Annotated in this window: 17 protein-coding genes; 7 read left to right on the forward strand and 10 right to left on the reverse strand. The window is 74.0% G+C overall.

From position 1 onward, the window contains the following. Positions 1-214 precede the first annotated feature (214 nt). A complete protein-coding gene (locus tag BS72_RS17105) occupies positions 215-1,198 on the reverse strand; it encodes an aldo/keto reductase (protein ID WP_037911597.1) in 984 nt (327 codons plus the stop codon). Positions 1,199-1,360: 162 nt separating this feature from the next. Here BS72_RS17105 and BS72_RS17110 point away from each other — a divergent pair, with 162 nt between their 5' ends. The 3 genes from BS72_RS17110 (at position 1,361) to BS72_RS17120 (ending at position 3,308) form a co-directional block, all read left to right on the forward strand. Beyond that, positions 1,361-1,810: a type II toxin-antitoxin system PemK/MazF family toxin gene (locus BS72_RS17110; protein WP_037916333.1), complete on the forward strand. Its 450-nt coding sequence runs from the start codon at positions 1,361-1,363 to the stop codon at positions 1,808-1,810. A gap of 278 nt (positions 1,811-2,088) precedes the next feature. Next, the gene (locus BS72_RS17115; RefSeq protein WP_037911599.1) at positions 2,089-2,652 is read left to right on the forward strand and encodes a hypothetical protein; all 564 of its coding nucleotides are present in this window, start codon (positions 2,089-2,091) and stop codon (positions 2,650-2,652) included. 83 nt (positions 2,653-2,735) lie between these two features. Beyond that, complete coding sequence (locus BS72_RS17120; protein ID WP_037911601.1) at positions 2,736-3,308, forward strand: PH domain-containing protein; 573 nt, start codon at positions 2,736-2,738, stop codon at positions 3,306-3,308. Between the two features lie 46 nt (positions 3,309-3,354). On the opposite strand, the gene BS72_RS17125 is transcribed toward BS72_RS17120, so the two are convergent. Then, positions 3,355-3,738 carry a DUF805 domain-containing protein gene (locus tag BS72_RS17125; RefSeq protein WP_051951948.1) on the reverse strand — a complete coding sequence of 128 codons (384 nt, stop codon included), beginning with the start codon at positions 3,736-3,738 and terminating at the stop codon, positions 3,355-3,357. A 227-nt stretch (positions 3,739-3,965) separates the two neighbouring features. Here BS72_RS17125 and nadE point away from each other — a divergent pair, with 227 nt between their 5' ends. Further along, positions 3,966-4,811 carry an ammonia-dependent NAD(+) synthetase gene (gene nadE / locus BS72_RS17130; RefSeq protein WP_037911603.1) on the forward strand — a complete coding sequence of 282 codons (846 nt, stop codon included), beginning with the start codon at positions 3,966-3,968 and terminating at the stop codon, positions 4,809-4,811. A 126-nt stretch (positions 4,812-4,937) separates the two neighbouring features. Here nadE and BS72_RS17135 read toward each other — a convergent pair whose 3' ends face one another. Continuing rightward, a complete protein-coding gene (locus BS72_RS17135; protein ID WP_198545911.1) occupies positions 4,938-5,837 on the reverse strand; it encodes a hypothetical protein in 900 nt (299 codons plus the stop codon). A 205-nt stretch (positions 5,838-6,042) separates the two neighbouring features. After that, positions 6,043-7,422, reverse strand: a complete 1,380-nt coding sequence (locus tag BS72_RS39575) for a VWA domain-containing protein (RefSeq protein WP_078901432.1) — start codon at positions 7,420-7,422, stop codon at positions 6,043-6,045. Between the two features lie 159 nt (positions 7,423-7,581). Here BS72_RS39575 and BS72_RS32445 point away from each other — a divergent pair, with 159 nt between their 5' ends. After that, positions 7,582-8,328 (forward strand): DUF4232 domain-containing protein, encoded by a 747-nt coding sequence (locus tag BS72_RS32445; RefSeq protein ID WP_232792631.1) that lies wholly within the window; start codon positions 7,582-7,584, stop codon positions 8,326-8,328. A gap of 164 nt (positions 8,329-8,492) precedes the next feature. Here the strand turns inward: BS72_RS32445 and BS72_RS17150 are convergent, their stop codons facing one another. The 5 genes from BS72_RS17150 to BS72_RS17170 all read right to left on the reverse strand — a co-directional run bounded on the left by BS72_RS17150 (position 8,493) and on the right by BS72_RS17170 (position 13,848). Beyond that, positions 8,493-8,771 (reverse strand): hypothetical protein, encoded by a 279-nt coding sequence (locus tag BS72_RS17150; RefSeq protein ID WP_157856171.1) that lies wholly within the window; start codon positions 8,769-8,771, stop codon positions 8,493-8,495. Between the two features lie 42 nt (positions 8,772-8,813). Continuing rightward, entirely contained in the window at positions 8,814-10,016 is a 1,203-nt protein-coding gene (locus BS72_RS17155; protein WP_198545818.1) for an IS110 family RNA-guided transposase, read from the reverse strand. Between the two features lie 325 nt (positions 10,017-10,341). After that, positions 10,342-11,859: a glycerol kinase GlpK gene (gene glpK / locus BS72_RS17160; RefSeq protein WP_037911605.1), complete on the reverse strand. Its 1,518-nt coding sequence runs from the start codon at positions 11,857-11,859 to the stop codon at positions 10,342-10,344. A 57-nt stretch (positions 11,860-11,916) separates the two neighbouring features. Next, on the reverse strand, positions 11,917-12,765 hold the full coding sequence (locus BS72_RS17165) for an MIP/aquaporin family protein (RefSeq protein ID WP_037911607.1): 849 nt from the start codon (positions 12,763-12,765) through the stop codon (positions 11,917-11,919). Positions 12,766-13,395: 630 nt separating this feature from the next. Then, positions 13,396-13,848, reverse strand: a complete 453-nt coding sequence (locus BS72_RS17170) for a hypothetical protein (RefSeq protein WP_051951949.1) — start codon at positions 13,846-13,848, stop codon at positions 13,396-13,398. Between the two features lie 743 nt (positions 13,849-14,591). Between BS72_RS17170 and BS72_RS17175 the strand changes: the two genes are divergently transcribed. Next, positions 14,592-16,523 (forward strand): helix-turn-helix domain-containing protein, encoded by a 1,932-nt coding sequence (locus BS72_RS17175; protein ID WP_037911610.1) that lies wholly within the window; start codon positions 14,592-14,594, stop codon positions 16,521-16,523. Between the two features lie 60 nt (positions 16,524-16,583). After that, a complete protein-coding gene (locus BS72_RS17180) occupies positions 16,584-16,922 on the forward strand; it encodes a zinc-ribbon domain-containing protein (RefSeq protein ID WP_037911612.1) in 339 nt (112 codons plus the stop codon). A 202-nt stretch (positions 16,923-17,124) separates the two neighbouring features. On the opposite strand, the gene BS72_RS32450 is transcribed toward BS72_RS17180, so the two are convergent. Then, positions 17,125-19,173: a cell wall-binding repeat-containing protein gene (locus BS72_RS32450; protein WP_157856262.1), complete on the reverse strand. Its 2,049-nt coding sequence runs from the start codon at positions 19,171-19,173 to the stop codon at positions 17,125-17,127. Between the last annotated feature and the right edge of the window lie 48 nt (positions 19,174-19,221).

The raw sequence follows: 19,221 nt of genomic DNA on the forward strand, positions 1-19,221 counted from the left end.
CGCATCCGGCATCCGCACGGCGTCCCGCGTTCCGCATCCGGCATCCGCACGGCGTCCCGCGTCCCGCACGCGTCCCGCCGCGCACGGGGCCGAGGTGAGCTGGGGCGGGGTAGGGCGTGGCGGCTTGATCTGGGCTTGTACCGGCGGGAAAGCGACGGGCGGCGGCACCCCGGAAGCCCCCGGAGTGCCGCCGCCCGACGGGCCTGCGGCCGGTTTACCAGTGGTGGTGCACCTGCGCCCGGACGCGGCGGTCGTAGAGGTCGCCGACGCCGTCGAGCACCTCCTGGTCCAGCGGGGGCAGCGTGGCCGCCGCCGCGTTCGCGCGGGCCTGCTCCACCGAGCGGGCACCCGGGATCACCGAGGTCACGCCGGGCTGCTGGATGATCCAGCGCAGCGCCGTCTGCGCGGGCGTGGCGCCCTGCGGCGCCAGAGCGGCGAACTCGGCCGCCGCCTCCAGGCCGGTCGCGTAGTCCACGCCCGAGAACGTCTCGCCCTGGTCGAACGCCTCACCGTGCCGGTTGTACGTGCGGTGGTCGTTCTCGGCGAAGACGGTGTCGCGGGTGTACTTGCCGCTCAGCAGGCCCGAGGCCAGCGGCACCCGTGCGATGACGCCGACGCCGGCCCGCGCCGCCGCGGGCAGCACCTCCTCCAGGGGCTTCAGCCGGAACGGGTTGAGGATGATCTGCACGCTCGCCAGGTTCGGCCGGGCGATGGCGGCCAGCGCCTCCGCACAGGTCTCCACGCTCACCGCGTAGTTGGCGATCCGCTTCTCGGCGACGAGGGTGTCGAGCGCGTCGTACACCTCGTCGCTGGAGTAGACGGCCGTCGGCGGGCAGTGCAGCTGGACCAGGTCCAGGGTGTCCACGCCGAGGTTGGCGCGCGAACGGTCGTTCCAGGCGCGGAAGTTGTCCAGTACGTAGTTCTCGGGCAACTGGTCGGCGCGGCGGCCCATCTTCGTGGCCACGAACACGTCCGCGTCCGGGCGCGCCTTGAGGTAGCGGCCGATGAGCTGCTCGCTGCGTCCGTCGCCGTAGACGTCGGCGGTGTCGAAGAACGTGACGCCGCTCTCCACCGCGGCGTCGAGGACGGCGGTGGCGTCCTCCTCCCGGACCTCGCCCCAGTCAGCGCCCAGCTGCCAGGTGCCGAGGCCGACGACGGACACCTCGCGGCCGGTCCGGCCCAGTACTCGCTTCTCCATACGGCTCTCCATACCGCCGACCCTACGTTTCCGCTCGCGGCTCCGCGTCCCCGGCCGGGAGCCCGGCGTCCGGCCGGGGTCCGGGTGCGGGAGGCCAAGAGCCGCCGGAACGTTTCCGCGCCGCCGGGACGCGCTCGGTGATCATGGCCTACCGTCGTGCGGGTGACGACCTTCACCGACAGCCATGCCGAGTTCCCGGGCGCCAGCGGCCCGTACGCCACCACCGAGGCCGACCCGCGCGAGGTCGGCCGAGTCCGCACCGAATACGCGCCCGCACACGACGGCGACCCCGATCCCGGCGAGATCGTCTGGACGTGGGTGCCCTACGAGGAGCACGACGGCCGGGGCAAGGACCGCCCGGTCCTGGTCGTGGCCCGCGAGCCGCACGGCACCCTGCTCGCGGTCCAGCTCACCAGCAAGCACCACGACGCCAGCGAGTACCAGGCGATCGGCGCCGGCCCCTGGGACCGCGAGGGCCGCGACTCGTGGATCATCCTCGACCGCGTGATGCGCCTGCACGAGCAGGGCATGCGGCGGGAGGCCTGCGCGCTGGACCGGGGTCGGTTCAACCTCGTCGTCAACCGGCTCAAGGAGCTCTACGGCTGGTCCTGACGGCCACCCGGCCCCCGGGCGGCGGCGCGGCGACCCGCCCGACCCGCCGCCCAGGGGCCGCCTGTTCGGCCCGCTCCACCGCGTCCCGAACACGGTGAGGAGGCCGCCCCCCAGGCACGCCGCCGTCCGCGATGCCCGTTCCTCCCTCGTGCCGAGCCCGCCGCCCGGCTCGCCCGAAGCTGCGGCTTCTCCCGGGGCGAAGGTGGAGCACACGGGTTCCCCTGGTCGGCTTCCGGAGCCGTACTCGGGGAACTAACCTTCCGGGCAAGGGGGTTGTCATGGGGGACGAAGAGATCACCTTTCCGTTCCAGGGGCCGGGGGGCCGGCTGGAGATCGGGGTGAGCCGGTGGAGCACGCCCCACGTCCTGGGGATTCTCTGCGTTGCGAACGTCGTGTGGCTGCTCCCGGACTACGGGTCCGGCTGGAAGACGCGTGCCTTCGTCAGCGCGTTGTTCGGCCTGGCCTGGTTCGTCGCGTACCGGGAGTACCGGCAGGTGCGGGACAAGGGGACGTTGGTGCGGATCGATGCCGCGGGCGTGACCGTCCTCGGCGAACCGACCGTGCCGTGGGCGGACATCTCCCGGGTGCTGCTGACCAGCCGGTCCACCACCGAGGGTGTGGTGTTCATCGCGCGGCCCGGCGTCCGACTGCCCTTCTTCCAGCCGCTGATGTTCCTGCAGCGGCGCGAGGTGGTGGCCAGACGCCGGATCAAGGACTGGGGTACCCCGCTGGTCCTCGTCCCCGCCGGGCTCGACATCCCGGCCCGTCTGATCGTCGACGCCGTGCGGTGTTTCGGCGACGGCGTCCCCGTCGAGAGCGAAGGGCCCCGGACGGCCGGCTGACCGCGCAGGGCCCGGTCGGCACCGGGGGGTGACCCGGTCGGCCATCCGGTGGTGGACTAGCCTCACGACGTCAGGGGGTTGCCATGGGGGACGAGGGGTTCGCCCTCCCGCGACAGCGGCCGCAGGGGCCGCTGGAGATCGGGATGGGCCGGCAGTGGCGCTTCTACCGGGTGGTGGCGATCCCCGGAGCGGTGTCGGCCGTGCGGCTCTTCTTCGGACACGGGGCGGACTGGTGGGCGTCCCTGTTCCTCTGCGTCCTGATCGTCGTGCTGTGGGTCTCCATGCTGCTACGGCAGTGGCGCTGGCGCGCCAAGGGGGCGCTGCTGCGGATCGACGAGCGGGGCCTGACCATCGTCGGCCGCCGGACCGTGCCGTGGGCGGACATCGCCGAGGTACGTCTGACCCGCAAGTCCTCATGGGAGGGCGTGGTCTTCGTCGGGCGGCCGGGCGTCGAACTGCCCTGCTTCCGCATCGTCCTTCTCACCGTCCGGCGTCCTGACCGTGCCGCCCGAAAACTGGCCGGGCAGTGGGGCAGTCCGCTGGTCCTCTTCCCGACGCTGCTGGACGTCCCGGCCCAGGGGATCATCGACGCGGTCCACCGCTACGCCGCCGGCATCCCCATCCACGGCGCCACCCCCTACGCGGCCGCCGCCTGACACCGGCCGCCGCCTGATCCGCCGCTCCGGCGTCACCAGCCCGGCGTCACCACGCGGCGGGAGCCCCGGCCGGGAAGCCGACGCCGTCGGGGCCGGGGCCATGGGAGTTCGGGCCCTGGTAGCTCGCACCGCACATGAACACCAGCATGAGGATGCCCCCGACGAGGGGGACGAAGCTCAGGAGCAGGAACCAGCCCGAGCGGTTGGTGTCGTGCAGCCGCCGTACGTGGACGGCCAGGGTGGGGACGAGGACGGCCAGCCAGTAGAGGGCGAAGAGAGAGGCGGCGACCTCGGAGCCCGACAGCCCCAGGAGCACGAGGAGGACGCCGTAGACGCACACGTTCACCAGGACGTACATCCAGTACTCCTGACGGGTGGCGCGCCCCGAGAAAACGGCGTACTTCCTGAGCGCTTCGATGTACCAACGCACGGCGAGTCCCCCCAAGGACATGTTCGGACGTACCCGTCGTCACAGAAAGAAAGCGGTCAGGCGACAGAGCGTAGGGTTCCGGTTCGCCTTCCGTCAAAGGGAAAGCGGCCTGCCCGCCCGCGCGCCCGGCTCCGGTGGGGGAGCGTGGGCGGGGCCGGGCGGGGCCGGGCGGGGGTGCGGGTGAGTGCGGGTGCCGGGTGGGGAAGGACGGAAGGTACCGTACGCCGATGAGCAACCTCAGGCAGCGGATCGCCACCGAACTCGGCGTCAGTGCAACTGTTGAGCCCAAGGCCGAGATCCGGCGGCGGGTGGACTTCCTCAAGGAGTACCTGCGGTCCACGCCCGCGAAGGGCTTCGTGCTCGGGATCAGCGGCGGCCAGGACAGCACCCTGGCCGGGAGGCTGTGCCAGCTGGCGAGCGAGGAGCTGCGCGCCGAGGGCCACGAGGCCGCCTTCGTCGCGGTTCGGCTGCCCTACGGGGTGCAGGCGGACGAGGCGGACGCGCAGACCGCGCTGGCGTTCATCCGGCCCGACCACTCCGTCACGGTGGACGTCAGGCCGGGAGCGGACGCCGTCGCGGCGCAGGTGGCGCTCGGCCTGGGCGGGCTGCTCGACGGCGCGGCCGGGCTGCGGGACTTCGTGCGCGGAAACGTCAAGGCGCGCGAGCGGATGGTGCTCCAGTACGCGATAGCCGGGCAGCTGGGCATGCTCGTCGTGGGCACCGACCACGCGGCCGAGGCGGTCACCGGCTTCTTCACCAAGTACGGCGACGGCGGCGCGGACGTCACCCCGCTGACCGGTCTCACCAAGCGGCAGGGCGCCCGGCTGCTGGCGGAGCTCGGCGCTCCGGCGAGCGTCTGGGAGAAGGTGCCGACGGCCGACCTTGAGGACGACCGTCCCGCGCTGCCGGACGAGGTGGCCCTCGGCATGACCTACGGCCAGATCGACGACTACCTGGAGGGCGCCGAGGTCGCGCCCGAGGTGGCCGCGAGGCTGGAGTCGGTCTACCTCGCGACCCGGCACAAGCGGGCCGTGCCGGTCACGCCGTTCGACGGCTGGTGGCAGCAGGACTGAGGCGGGGTGCGCTCGTCGTTCACGGAGCGGGTGAGCGGGTGAGCGGGTGAGCGGGTGAGCGGGCGGCGCTGAGGCCGACCGGGCCGAAGGGGCCCGGCCGGCCTCAGCGCACCGCCCGTTCGCCGTTCAGCGCTTGGCGCGGCCGGCCTTCGCCGTGGCTCCGGCCTTGGCGTCGGACGGCTCCTCGGCCTCGGCTTCCTCGGCCTCGTCCCCAGCCTCGGCCTTGTCGTCGGCGTCGGCGTCGGTCTCGGTGTCGGCGTCGGTCTCGGTGTCGGCCTTGTCCTCGGCGGCGGTCTCGGCCTCGGCGTCCTTCGCGTCGGCCGAACCCTCGGCCTCCACCGCGGCGGCGGTCTCCTCGGCCTCCACCGCGTCCTCGGTGGCGGCCTCCGCGGCCGGCTCCTCGTCCTCGAAGTGGGCGTCGAGGAGCGTGTCGAGCCGCGTGGCCCACTCCTTGAGGGTGCCGCGGGAGGGCGCGTCGACCTCGACCTGGTACCAGCGCCGCTCGGTGGTGTAGGCGGTCACCGTGAAGCGCTTGCCGAAGCGGGCCGTGTCGATCTCGACGGCGCCCAGCTCGTCCCAGGTGAAGTCCGCCTCCTCACCGTCGAGCCCGAAGCGGATGCCCTTGCGGTCGGCCGTGACGAAGGCACGCCGGTCGCGCGCCTCGAAGTCCGGCTCGCCGCCGTCCTCCTCGGCGTCCTCGGCCTTCTCCGCGCTCTGGGCGTCCCCTTCGGCGTCCAAGGCCGCCTCGGCAGCCTTGGGAGCCGCCTCCTCGGCCGCCGTGTCGGCTGAAGCGTCGGCCGGCTCCTCGGCGGTCTCCTCGGCGGGTTCGTCGGCGGGCGCGGCCGGCGCTGCCGGGGCGTCCTTCGGGGTGCCGGGCGCGTCCACGGCCGCCGGCTCCGCCTCGGAGCCCGGCTGCGGGCGGTCGGCGGCCGGTGCCGGCGGCGGGGTCAGCCCGGGGACGTACGCCGGATCGACGCCTGCGGCGGGCACGGACGGTGTGATCGAACCTATGCGCTGCTGCTCCACGGCAAGCAGTATGGCCGATGAAGCTGTGCCCGCAGTAAGCGCGCAAGGTAACAACATGGCAGCCCTCGGACTCCCCGCCCGCCCACCGCCGCACTTTTCGGGCGGGCGCGGACAGCGGTCCGCGGAAGTCGCCGTCCCCCACGGCAGAGTGAACGTCCGAACGGGAGTTGACATCTGCCCCGGGAGGGCGCGGGCGGCGCGGAACTCACACGACGCCGGCCGCGCGGGCCGCGGCGAGCCAGGCGGGGAAGCGGGCGGTCAGCGCGTCGTACAGCTCCGCGTCCGGGTGGCGGCGCGGGTCGTCGCCGGCGGCGAAGAAGCCGGCGTTCGGTGTGGTCCGGCCGCTGAGCTCCTCCAGGGAGCTCAGGTACCGCAGCCGCTTCGCGGAGCCGAAGCCGACGAACTGCCAGAAGACGGGGAGGCCGCTGCTGCTCTGGAGCAGCCGCTTGACGGCGCCCCGGTCGGCGGGGACCCCGTCGGTCTGGAAGATGACGAACGCCGGGTCGGTCGCCCCGCACTGCCTGTAGTGGTCCAGCACCGCCCGCATCGCCGGCGCGTAGGAGGTGCCGCCCCAGCTGAGGTGCCGGTGCAGCTGCTGGACGCGTCCGGTGTGGTTGTCGAGCGAGATCTCGGAGAAGAGGTCGACCTTGCCGGAGAAGAAGACGACGGGCACGACACCGTCGTCGTCCAGGTTGGCGGACAGGCCCAGGACCTGGTCGGCGAGGTGCTGCATGGCACCGCTGCCGTAGTGGCCGGACATGCTGCCGGAGTGGTCCATGACCAGGTAGACGGCCGCCCGCTGCCCGGCCAGGCCCTTCTTCTGGAGCGACACCCCCGCCTGCTTGTACAGGCTGACCAGGGCCGGCGCGGCCCGCTGCACCTTCTCCAGGCTGATCGCCGGCGCGCCCGTGCCCGCGCCCGTGCCCGCGCCCCGTCCCGGCCCGGGGCCGCCGCCCGCGCCTACGCCCGTTCCGGTTCCCGCGCCTACGCCCGTTCCCGTGCCCGTTCCCGTCCCGGAGCCGCCGCCCGCGCCAGTACCCGTTCCCGGCGTCTCGACCTGCCCCGCGCCGAGCGCCTGCGCCGCCTGCGCCATCCCGCCCGGGTACCCCTGGTCCTCCGCCCGTACGGTCCAGCCGCCGGTGGCGCCGAGGAGCCGCCGCCAGCCGCCGCCGTGCCGGGTGAGCCGCGCGACCAGTACGGCGCTGCCGGCCGGGTGAGCGGTCGGCGGCTGGTAGGGGAGCGTGCCCCCGGCCGAGGACACGGTGAGCCGCGGCTGCCCGTCGGGGGTGCGCGCCGGGTCGGTGCGGACCAGCACGGCGACGGTCCGCACCTCCGCCGGCACCGCCGCGAAGTCGATCCGGACGGTGCTCCGGCGCACCTCCACCCCGTCCCCGCCGGGCGCGCCGGCGGATACCAGGCCGCTGCCGGGCCGCACCCTCCCGTCGGCGGTGAGCAGCGCCACCGCCACCTCCGCGCCGCCGTCCGCCACCTCGACGCGGGCCTCGGGGCCGTCGAGCCGGGCGCTGCCGCCGGGCGCGAGCCCGCTGCCGGTGCCGCCGCCCGATACGTTGCCGGAGCCGTTCATGGCTGCCTCCCCATCGGGCCGCCGCCCCCTGCGGCCGGCCCGCGTGCCACTGTGGCACCGGCGTGGAGCGTTGAGGTCAGGGTTCCTTCCCGGTTGTGTCACAGGGCCGTCGGGGCCGCCGCGGGGGTGCCCCGGATGTGTGAGGATCACCGCGTGGGCATGGGGTGGGGAACAGCTGGGGCCCGGGCCGTGCGCCGCGCCCTCCCGGTGCTGCTCGCCGCGGCGGTCGCGCTGCCGCTGGCGGGCTGCCGGGGATCGGGCGAGGCGCCGCGGGCACGCACGGCGGCGGGCGGGGCCGTACCGGAGACGACGGCGGCACCGGGGACGTCCGGCACGCCGTCCCCGCCCGCCCCGGCCGGCACACCCACGCCGCCGTCCTTCCTCGTCCACGCCGAGACCCTGCCGCCCTGGGGCCTGTCCGGCGAGCCCGGCGGCAGGCCGGCCACGCCGCGGGCGTCCTCGCCGGCCCCCCGAGGCGGCATCTGCCCCGTCTCCGGGCTGCTGGTCTCCGGGGAGGTGCCGGACGCCGCCATGGGACTGCGGGTGCTGACCGTCAGCCTCACGGACTGCTCCGAAGACGACCGTGTCGTCAGCGGCTACCCGCAGCTGGAGGTGCTGGGCACCGACCACCGCCCGGTGCACGTGGACGTGCACCACGGCATCACCGTCACCGACGCGGTCGACGACCCCGCGCCCACCACCCTGCGGCTGCACCCGGGGGAGCGGGTGGTCGCCGCGCTGGCCTGGCGGAACCTCGTGACGGGCACGGGGGAGGGCACCGACGCGCCGGTCGTCGGCAGCGCGCTGCGGATCACCGTCGACGGGGCCGCGCAGACCGTGCCCGCCACCCTCGACCTGGGCAGCGCCGCCCGCCTCGACGTCACCGCCTGGTACCAGGCCGACTGACCGGCCCTGACCGGCCCTGACCGGCCCTGACCGGCCCTGACCGGCCCTGACCGGCCCTGACCGACCCCGACCGGCCCCACCGACCGACCGGCCCGCCGGACAGCGCGGCGCCCCGCCGCGGGGGGTGCCCCTATGGGTTTAGTCAACCTGCGTGGGACGGCGCCTCAGCTGTCGGTTGCCGGTTCGGCTCCGGTGTGTGCGTAGATCCAGCCGGCCGGGGCATCGGTGGAGCGGACGGCTTCGTAGACATGCCGATTCGGGCCCGCTGGTCCGCCGCTCGCCCGCAAGGGCGAGGGTGGCGTCCCGTCCTGGAGGAGGTGCACGATCTTGGTGCGGCCTTCGAAGGGGCCACCGACGACGGGGATGCCGACGGTGTTGTTGACAGTCTCGCCGGTGAGCCAGCGATTGACGGTCGTCATGTGCTCGGAGTCTTCGGCGGCCATGAACACAGCGGATCACGGGCGATGCTGGGTGGACAAGAGGGCTCAGGTCGTGGCGGCGGACCGGGATTCATAGAAGGTTCCGTCGCGGAGCATGGCGAACAGGACGTCGGCCCGGCGTCGGGCGAGGCAGAGCAGGGCTTGGGTGTGGTGTTTGCCCTGGGCGATCTTCTTGTCGTAGTAGGTCCGGGAGTCCGGGTCGGCGAGGGCGGCGAACGCGGAGAGGAAGAAGGCTCGTTTGAGCTGCTTGTTTCCTCGTCTGGAGGGTTGTTCGCCGCGGATGGAGGAGCCGGAGCTGCGGGTGGCGGGGGCGAGGCCGGCGTAGGCGGCGAGGTGGGCTGCGGAGGGGAATGTGCTGCCGTCGCCGACGTCGATGAGGATGCGGGCTCCGGTCCTGACGCCGATCCCGGGCATGGACGTCAGGACCTGGGAAAGAGGGTGGGCCTCCAGGAGTTCCTGGATCCGGGCGGCGAGGAGTTTGCGTTGGTCGAGGACAGCAGTCAGGGAGCCGGCGAGGCTGGGGACGATCAGTGCGGCAGCGTCGGTGCCGGGGACGATGACGGTCTGCTCGTCCAGTGCCGTGAGGATGTCGTCGACCAGCCGTTCGGCCATGCGCGGAGCTTTCGGGCGTATCAGGGTCACCAGCTGCCGGCGTCCGGCCTTGCGGATCTGGGCCGGAGACCCGAACCGTCCCAGCAAGGTCAGGACGGCCGGGTGCTGGATGCGCGGGCCGAGGACTCGCTCCAGGTGGGGGTGGATCTGGGTGAGCAGGCCGCGGAGCCGGTTGCTGATGCGGGTGGCCTCGCCGGCCAGGTCGTCGTCGAAGCCGACGATCATTTCCAGCTCGGCGATGGTCTCGTCTTCCAGGTCGACCGAGCGCAGCGTGTGCGGCATCACGCGGGCGGCGTCGGCGATGACGAAGGCGTCGCGGGCGTCGGTCTTGGCCTCGCCGGGATACAGGTCGGCGATCCGCCGCATCGTCAGGCCGGGCAGGTAGGCGACCGGGCAGCCCATGTCCCGGGCTACTGCGAGCGGCAGGGCGCCGATGGAGGCGGGCTGGTCGACCACCACCAGCACGGTCCCGTGCTTGGCCTGGAGTTTGCCGAAGACTTCGCGGAGCTTGGGCTCGCTGTTGGGCAGCCGCTTGTCGAACGCCTTCTTCCCGGCCGGGGTGACGGCGGTGGCGTGGTGTTCGCCCTTGCCGACGTCCAGGCCGAGGAAGGCTCCGATGTCGCTGGTGTCGATCACGTGCGTCCTCTGGTTGGTCCCGCCCGGCCGTCCCACGGCACCGATCGCCACATCCACATTACGAAGAGCCTCCCGACCTGCGGACAAGCCGGTGGTCATGCCCCTAATCAGCGGTCTGTCGATGCCTCCGGGACCGGTGACACCACCCCCCAGGCCATGCATTCAACAGGGGGGAGCAGTCATGCCGGTCCCGGAGGCCGGGAGCCCCGTTGCGGGGCCACCAAAAAGGTAATGGGGGTGCGGCGGGGCGCTGAGGGCGAGCCGTGAGCGGCGGGCGCGGCTCGTCACCACACGTGACGGACCGTCATCAACCCGCTCCCGCAGGTCAGTCGACCTCGACCCAGTCCAGGGTGCGGTCCACGGCCTTCTTCCAGCCGGCGTACCCGCTCGTCCGCTGCTCGTCGTTCCACTGGGGATCCCAGCGCTTCGACTCGTGCCAGTGGGCGCGCAGTTCGTCGGTGTCCCGCCAGAAGCCGGTGGCCAGGCCGGCCGCGTAGGCCGCGCCGAGCGCGGTGGTCTCGGCGACGACGGGACGGCTGACGGGGACGCCGAGGATGTCCGCCTGGGTCTGCATGCACAGGTCGTTGGCGGTCACCCCGCCGTCCACCTTGAGCACGTCCAGGTGGACGCCGGAGTCCTGCTCCATCGCCTCGACCACGTCGCGGCTCTGGTAGCACATCGACTCCAGCGTGGCCCGGGCCAGGTGCCCGTCGTTGTGGTAGCGGGCCAGGCCGACGATCGCGCCGCGCGCGTCGGAGCGCCAGTAGGGCGCGAACAGGCCCGAGAAGGCCGGCACGAAGTAGATGCCGTCGCTGCCCTCGACCGTCCTGGCCAACCGCTCGCTCTCGGACGCGTCGGAGATCACGTGCAGCTGGTCGCGCAGCCACTGCACCGCCGAGCCGGTGACCGCGATGGAGCCCTCCAGCGCGTAGACGGCCGGGGCGTCGCCGAACTTGTAGGCGACGGTGGTGATCAGGCCGTGCTCGGAGCGCACCGCCTCGGTGCCGGTGTTCAGCAGCAGGAAGTTGCCCGTGCCGTAGGTGTTCTTGGCCTCGCCCGGCGCGAAGCAGACCTGGCCGACGGTGGCCGCCTGCTGGTCCCCGAGGACGCCGGCGATCGGCACCTCGTGGCTGGTCGGCCGGGAGGTGCGGGTGCCGCCGTACGCGTTCGCGTCCGAGGACGGGTTGATCTTCGGCAGCATGGAGCGGGGGATGCCGAAGATGCCCAGCAGCTCGTCGTCCCAGTCCAGCGTCTCCAGGTCCATCAGCATGGTGCGGCTGGCGTTGGTGACGTCGGTGGCGTGGATGCCGCCCTTCGGGCCGCCGGTGAGGTTCCACAGCACCCACGAGTCGGTGGTGCCGAAGACCGCGTGGCCCTGCTCGGCCGCCTCGCGGACCCCGTCGACGTTCTCCAGGATCCACTTGATCTTGCCGCCGGAGAAGTACGTGGCCGGCGGCAGCCCGGCCCGGCGGCGGATCAGGTCGCCGTGGCCGTCGCGCTCCAGCGCCTTCGCGATGGAGTCGGTGCGGGTGTCCTGCCAGACGATCGCGTTGCCGTACGGGCGCCCGTTGCGCGGGTCCCACACCACTGTGGTCTCGCGCTGGTTGGTGATCCCGATGGCGGCCAGGTCGGCCGCGGAGATGCCGGCGTTGCGCACCGCCGTCTGGATGACGACGTTGGTCCGCTCCCAGATCTCGGTGGGGTCGTGCTCCACCCAGCCCGGTCGCGGCAGGTACTGGGTGTGCTCCAACTGGTGCCGGGCCACCTCGTTGCCGTCGTGGTCGAAGATCATGAAGCGGGTGCTGGTGGTCCCCTGGTCCACTGCTCCGACGAAGTCCGCCATGGATCTGCTGCCTCTCGTGGGTCGAAGAACGCGGTCGGCCGGTCTGTCGCGGCTGCCTCAGTCCTCGTCGGGGATGGGGGCTCGTCCTGCGGGCTGGGCCTCGGCGCTCGGCAGCCAGAAGCCGACGAAGAGCTTGTAGATGACGCCGCCGATGAGGCCGCCGACCAGCGGGCCGACGATCGGCACCCAGAAGTAGAGGTTCCCCCACTGGTCGCGCCAGGCCGTCTTGTAGCCGGTGATGTAACTCGCCAGCCGCGGGCCGAGGTCACGCGCCGGGTTGATCGCGTAGCCCGCGTCCGCGCCGTACGCCATGCCGATGGCGACGACCACCAGGCCGATGATGAACGGGCCCATGTTCGCCCGCGGCGGGTTGTTGAGCACGTCGGTGATGGCCAGGATCAGGATCAGCAGGATCGCGGTGCCGATGACCTGGTCGCGGAAGGCGCCCCACTCGTGCACGCCGGCCGTGAGCGAGCCGTTGCCGGGCAGGGTGGAGAAGACGGTCTGCGTCTTGATGGTGTGTCCGGGATCGGCGTGCGCCAGGATCTCGGTGTAGTTCCACCGCACCAGCAGGGCCGCCACGAAGGCGCCCAGGACCTGTGCGATCCAGTAGGGCACGACCTTCTTCCAGGAGAAGCCCTTGAAGGCCGCCAGCGCCAGGGTGACCGCGGGGTTGAGGTGGGCGCCGCTGAGCCGGGCCGCGAGGTAGACGCCCAGCGTCACGCCCAGCCCCCAGGCCCAGGCGATGCTGTCGTGGCCGCCCAGCCCGCCCTTGGGGTCGGTCAGCGCGCCGCCGGCGGCCACCTGGGCCACCACCGCGATCCCGAAGAGGAGAAGGATCATGGTGCCGGCGAACTCCGCGGACAACTCGCCGAGCAATCCCGTCTCGCGTTGACGTTTCGCCATCGATGCCTGCTTCCCGCCGGCCCGCTGAGGCGGCCGGCTGTGGCTCATCACGCATGTGTGCTCCACTCACGGAAGCACGACAAAAAGGGCGCGGCGCGCACGAGTGGGCCGTCCGGTGGAACTCTCGGAGGTCGACGGCGTGTCATGTGCCCCGGGCATGTATGAGGCTGCTCCCGAGGGCCGCGCGTACGGTCCGGGGGCGCTTCGGGAGCCGGTTCAAGGGGTGGTTCGGGGACAGGTCGGGGCCGGTTTCGGGGCCGGGCCGGGAACCGATGGTGCACCGGTGCCGTGTGCGGAACCGGAATGGTGCACCGGTGCCGTGGTGCCGGGTCCACGCGGTCCGTAGCGTGGTGATCGAGCGGTCATGGGGGGCGAAAACCCGGGGTGGGGCCGCTCGGACGTCCGGGCCGGACGTCCGCGTCACGCGGTCTCGGGGGAGGCCGAGCGGACGTCCGGTCCGGCCTCGGAACGGCCCGGCGCCGGTGGCCCCGCGCGGGGGAAGGGGCCACCGGCGCGGGCTTTCACGGGAGCGGGCTTTCACGGGAGCGGGCTTTCACGGGAGCGGGCTTTCACGGGCACGGGCTTTCACGGGCGCGGGCTCTCCGCCGCTCGGAAGTACGGCCCGCGGCGTCACATGTCCCGGCAGCCTTCGGCTTCGAAGGTCGCCATGGGGACGGTCCTCGGCGTGTCGCTCGCGCTGTCGTACCGGACGTCTCCGGGGGTGAGCCGGTCCCGGCCGGCCGGGGTGAAGGAGACGCTGCCCGCCGACCAGGAGTTGTCCTCGGTCCAGCCGTAGAGGGCGTATCTGGTCCCGGGGGTGAGCCGGCGCGGGGGGACGGTCGCCGGCCAGCCCGGGGAGGGCGAGTCCAGGGGCCAGGTGGCGAGGCCCGCCGAGAGACGGTGGACCGCGGTCCATGAGCCGGCGTCCGTCTGTCCGCGGGCGTCGTCGCTGTCCACGGAGAGCGTGGCGCCGTCGACGTGGTGGCCGCAGACCAGCATGACGCCGAGGAGGTGGCCGTCGGCGGAGACGGAGATCCCGGCGACGGCGTCGATCGGGACCGTGCACCCGGAGAGCGATGCCATGGCCAGACCTGCCGCGACCAGGCCCGCGAACCACCGGAACACCGGCCGTGGAACGGTCACCCGCATGTGTCCCCTGTCCCCGTCCCCGCGACGTCCCTGCCCCGTCCCCGCGACGTCCCCGTCCTCGCGACGTCCACGACGGTAGGGGAGCGGCCGCGCCCTGACGGGCACCGCCGCCGCACCGCCGTCCCTCCGTTGCACGGCCGTTGCGGCCCGGTGATCGCGCCCGGCCCCGGAGCGCGGGGCGCGAAGCCTGCCCGGAAGCGCCCAGGGCCCGCTGTCACCGGACCTCCACATCGGACCTGCCGTGCGAGGGCGGCCCGCACGTACCATCACTGGCGTGTTCCCTTCAGCGGTTCGGTCCCCCACCCGTTCCGCCGGCCCCGCGGTGGTGGCGCCGGCTCCGTGCCGCGGCGTGCCCCGGCTCCGCACCGGCGGCGTGACGCCCCCGCCGGCCGGCCCGCGCGGTACGGACGGGGCGGGCCCGTGCTGACGGTCCGGCAGGTGGCGGACGACCCCGCCTACGCGGCGGTCCTGCTGGTCGACGGCGGGGCCGCCCGCGAGGTCGGGCGGCTGCTGGTGCTGCCGGACGCCGCCCCGCCCCCGGAGCGCGCGGCGGGCGCGCTCGTCGTCGTCGGACCGGGCCGCGACCGCCCCGAACTGCTGCCGCCCGCGCTGGCCGCGGCCGGCGCCGCCGGCCTGGTGCTGGCCGGGGCGGCCCCGCGGCGCCGCTGCCCGCCCGGGTGCGCGGGCCCGCCCGGGAGTACGGCCTGCCGCTGCTGGCCTCGGAGCGCGACCACAGCGAATGGGAGGCGCTCGCCCCGCGCCTGGCCCGGGCCGGGGAGGAGCCGGCCCAGCGCCACCCGGTCCGGCACCAGCCGGTCCAGCGCCACCCCGTCCAGGAGTCGCCGGTCCGGCGTCACCCCGTCCAGGAGCCGCCGGTCCAGCACCAGCCTGTCCAGGAGTCGCCGGTCCAGCACCGCGACGGCCGGCTGGCCGGGCTGCTGGAACGGCTGCCCGCGCCGGGCGGCGACCTCCGCACGGCCGTGGGCCGGCTGACCGCGTTCCTCGCCGACCAGCTCGACGCCGAGGTGGCCGTCGGCACCGGCGAGGGCGTGCTCGCCGCCGCGCCCGCCACCGCCCGCGCCGCGCTCGCCCCCTTCCTGGCTCGGCCTTCCCGGACGTCGGCCGCGTCGGAGGCCGCGCCAACGTCCCCGCCGTCGCCCGCGCCGTGGCCAGCGCCAGAGGGCGCCGCCGGTCCGGGCGGCCCCGTGCGGGGGCCGGACCAGCGCCGCACCCAGGAGGGCCGGTTCGCACGGACCATCCCGCTCACCGGCGACGGCGACGCCGTCCTCGTCGTGGCCACGCAGGCCCCCGCCCCGCCGCCCGACCGGGGGTTCGCCGACTACACCGCGCGGGCCCTCACCCTCACGCTGTCCGGGCTGCGGGAGCAGCGCGCCCGGCGGGTGATGGACGAGACGCTGCGGGAGGTGCGGCTGTCGGCGTTCCAGCTGCTGATGACCGGCAACACCGTCTCCGCCCAGCGGGTGATGGCCGGCCTCGCGCACCGGCTGCTCGACTGCGAGCGGGCCCGGGTGTTCATCCTCGACTGCGCCCGGGCCGGCCGGGACGCCGTGCTGGCCGAGGCCGAACTCGTCCTCGGCGACCGGGCCATGGCGGTGCGCTGCCCCGCCTTCCAGCGCCACGTCATCGTGGTCGCCCCCTGCCACCACGGCACCGACCCGGAGGCGCGTCTGCGCGGACTGCTCGACACCTTCGCCGGACAGCGGGTGCTGCTCGGCGGCAGCCTCGACCACGCGCTGGAGGCCGTCGCCGACGCGTACGGCGAGGCGCTCGACGCGCTGACCCGTTCCCCGCACAGCCCCGACCGGGCGGTGATGGCCGCCCGCGCCACCGGCGTACTCGACGTGCTGCCGCCCGGCCCCGCCCGGAGCTGGGCCGCCACGCTGCTGCGGCCGGTGCTGCTGCTGCCGCGCGGCGGCGGCCCGGCACTGGAGACGGCCGCGGCGGCGCTGGAGTTCGAGGCGGCGGCCGCCGCCAAGGTGACCGGCGTGCACCGCAACACCGTCACCCGCCGCACCCGGCAGGTCTTCGACGCGGTCGGCCTGGACCAGGAGGAGGTGCTGGACCGGGTGGTGCTGTCGCTCGCCGCCCAGCTGCTGGCCCGGCACGGCACCGCGCCCGCCGAGGACGGCGACCCGGGCCTGCACGCTCTGCTGACCGGGTCCGCCGTCCGCTCCTGGGGCGAGCGGACGCTGCGCCCGCTGGCCGCCGACCGGCGGGACCTGCTGCGCACCGTGCGGGCGTGGGTGGGGTGCGGCTGCCGGGTCGGCCCGGCAGCCGAGGAGCTGGGGCTCGCCGCCAAGACCGTCCGCGCCCACATCCGCGCCGCCGAACGGCTGCTCGACCGGGACCTGCTGCCGGGCCTGCCCGAGGACCCGGTGTCGGGCACCGGCTACCGGCTGGCCAGCATCCGCCCGCTGGCCGTCGCGCTGTACGCCGCGGCCGGGCCGGACGGACGCCGCCCACCGCTGCCGCTGCGGCCCGTCCCCCGCCCGGCGCCGGGCCCCGGGGCCGCTGCTGCCGCCGCGCCGGGACCCGGAACCGGAACCGGAGGTTCGCGCATATCCGCTGCCGGACCTTCACCTTCGTAGGGCACACTCTGCTTTCACGGAATCCGTCACAGGGGCGGGGATTCGGACGGAAGGTCACTCATGCTCATCCTCTTCGGTACGCGGAGCTACGTGTACCAGCTGGCGATGCTGACGCTGGTGTGCGGCCGCTGCGGCAACCCGGCCGCCCACGCGCTGCGCAAGCGCGTCACGAAGTTCACGCTGTTCTTCATCCCGCTCTTCCCGATCAGCACCAAGTTCTCCACGCAGTGCACGTTCTGCGGCGCGCAGAGCCAGGTCGAGAAGGCGCAGGCGGAGTCGCTGCTCGCGCAGATCGGAGCGGCGGCGCCGGCCCCGCAGCCGCAGGTCGCGGGCCAGCCCGCCGGGCAGGGCCAGCCTGCCGCGGGGCAGGGCCAGGACGCCAACCCGCAGCAGGGCTGACCGCCCGCGAACCCGGCCCGTCGGACGGTCCGCGGACACCCCCGGGCCCGGTCGCAGTGGCGACCGGGCCCGGGGGTGTCCGCGTTCGGGGGAGGCACCGCGTGAGGGGAGGCGCGGCGGGCGGCAGAGAGCCCCGCACCCCTTTCGGGGCGCGGGGCTCTGTGCCGGGCGGCCGGAGGGCCGCCGTCGCCGGGCGGTGGGGTTACCGCTGGCTGACGCGCGCGCCGGTGCGCGCCGGGTGGGCGTCGATCAGGGACCGGGAGGCGCTCCCGGCGGCCGGGGCCGCGGGGGACGCCGGAGCCGCCGGGACGGCCGTGCGCGCGGTCGTCAGCGGCGAGGCCGCGGACTTCGCGGTGGTGGCGGCGGGGGCGGGGAGGTTCCCGCCGGCCGCCCAGACCGTGGACAGGTACGTGCTGCTGATACCGATCGCGTTCCCGATGTCCGCGCGGTTCTGGACCGAGTACGCGTCGTTGCCGCCGAAGGTCTGCACGTTCTGGACGGAGGCCGACTCCTGGGCGAGGTACGCGGCGGAGTTCGAGGACAGCACGTCGACCGTGGACCACAGGGCCGGACCGTACGTGGCGGTGACCGCGTTGCCGGCGACGGCGTTCTGCCAGGTCCAGGTGTCCTGGACGGTGGCCACGTTGGGCGCCGCCCACCAGAACTTCGCCAGGTTCACGGCGGTGATCTCGTTGGAGCTGCCGCTGACGTCCCAGAAGCTCCACTGCTTGCTCAGCGGGGTGGTCTCCATCGCCGTGAGGGCGTTGGTGCCGACCGTGACGAGGTTCGTCGTGGCCGGGTCGAGGGAGTTGAGGTAGTTCTGCACCGAGCTCTCGATGGTGGTGCCCCGGGTGAGCAGCACCACGCCCAGGCCGCGGTAGCCGAGCGCGCCGGCCGCGGTGGAGGCGGCGATCGGGTCGTGGTAGTCGCTGCCGTCCGCGACGAAGACCCACTTCGGGGCCGCGGTGATCTGCGTGGCCACCCGCGCGGAGACGGCGGCCAGGTCGGTGCCGTCCAGGCGCAGCGCCTTGTAGCCGAGGGCGGTGATCTGGTCGGCGACGCCCGTGCCGAGCAGGTTGGTGCCGCCGACCAGGTAGACGGTGCTGCCCTTGGGCAGGGACCGGGTGAGCTCGGCGCTGACCGAGGCGTCCACCGCGTTGGTGGACGTCATCAGCACCGGGGCCTGCTTCTCGGCCGCCAGCGAGACGGCGGGGGCGGCGTAGGTGGCGTTGTCCTTGTTGACCAGGACGGCGGACCGCGCGGCGATCAGCCCGTCCTGGTGGGCCGCGCCGGCGGTGTCGAAGGTCCAGCGGGAGGCGGCGTCGTCGATGCCGATCGCACCGGTGCCGTAGACCCGGTCCAGGGTGTTGTCGCGTACCGGCTGCCAGGACGGCTTCTCGCCGGTGCTGCTGATGGTGCTGGTCGAGCCGTCCGCGAGGTTCTCGACCCGCACGGTGGTGGCGCCGGTCGCGGTGTCGCGCGAGTCGTAGGCGATCCGGCCGCCGGCCGGGTCCCACGACGGGTGCAGGTGGTCGGCGGCGTCCGAGCTGACCTGCTTGACGCCGCTGCCGTCGGCCTGCGCGGTGAACAGCTGGCTGACGCCGTCCACGGCGCGCGTGAAGACCAGCTGGGTGCCGTCCGCCGAGTACTCCGCGTCGGCGGCGTTGGCGATGAGCTGCGTGACGGTGTCGGCGGTCGGGTCGTACGTCCAGATGGCCGACGTGGCGGCGCCGCAGGGCGCGGTGCGGGTGAAGGCGACCGTGCCGTAGGGGCTCGTCGTCGGCTGCGTGTCGCAGTCGGCCGCCGGCTCCTGGACGGACGTCAGCAGCGGCTGCGGGTCGTACGAGTTGTCGGAGGGCCCGTACAGCAGCTCCGACCCCGTGCTGCTGAGCAGGTAGCTGCCGTCCGACCAGTACACCGCGTCCTGGTAGGTCGAGCCGCGGGTGCTGCCCTGCGGCCAGCCCACGGTGACGGGGGAGGACGCGCCGGTGACCCGAGCTGTCGCCAGCTGGTCGGTGGCCTGTCCTCCGCTCACCACCCGGCTGCCGTCGGGGGCCCAGGCGGTGCTGATCCCGCCGCTGTTCGGGATGCCGGCGACGGTCGTCGCGCCGGACCCGTCCGGCTGGACGGTCTGCACGCCCGAGCCGCTGTTCAGTGCGATCGACCCGGTCGTCGCCGAGATGCTGAGCGCCTGCGCGCCGGGCACGGCGAAGCAGGCGGTTCCCACCGCCATGCAGGCAGCGGTCGTCATCGCCGCGAGGGTGCGGCGAGTTCGAATCCTCAAAGTCCCCCCCAATGG

This window comes from Actinacidiphila yeochonensis CN732 (assembly GCF_000745345.1).
Lineage (GTDB): Bacteria > Actinomycetota > Actinomycetes > Streptomycetales > Streptomycetaceae > Actinacidiphila > Actinacidiphila yeochonensis.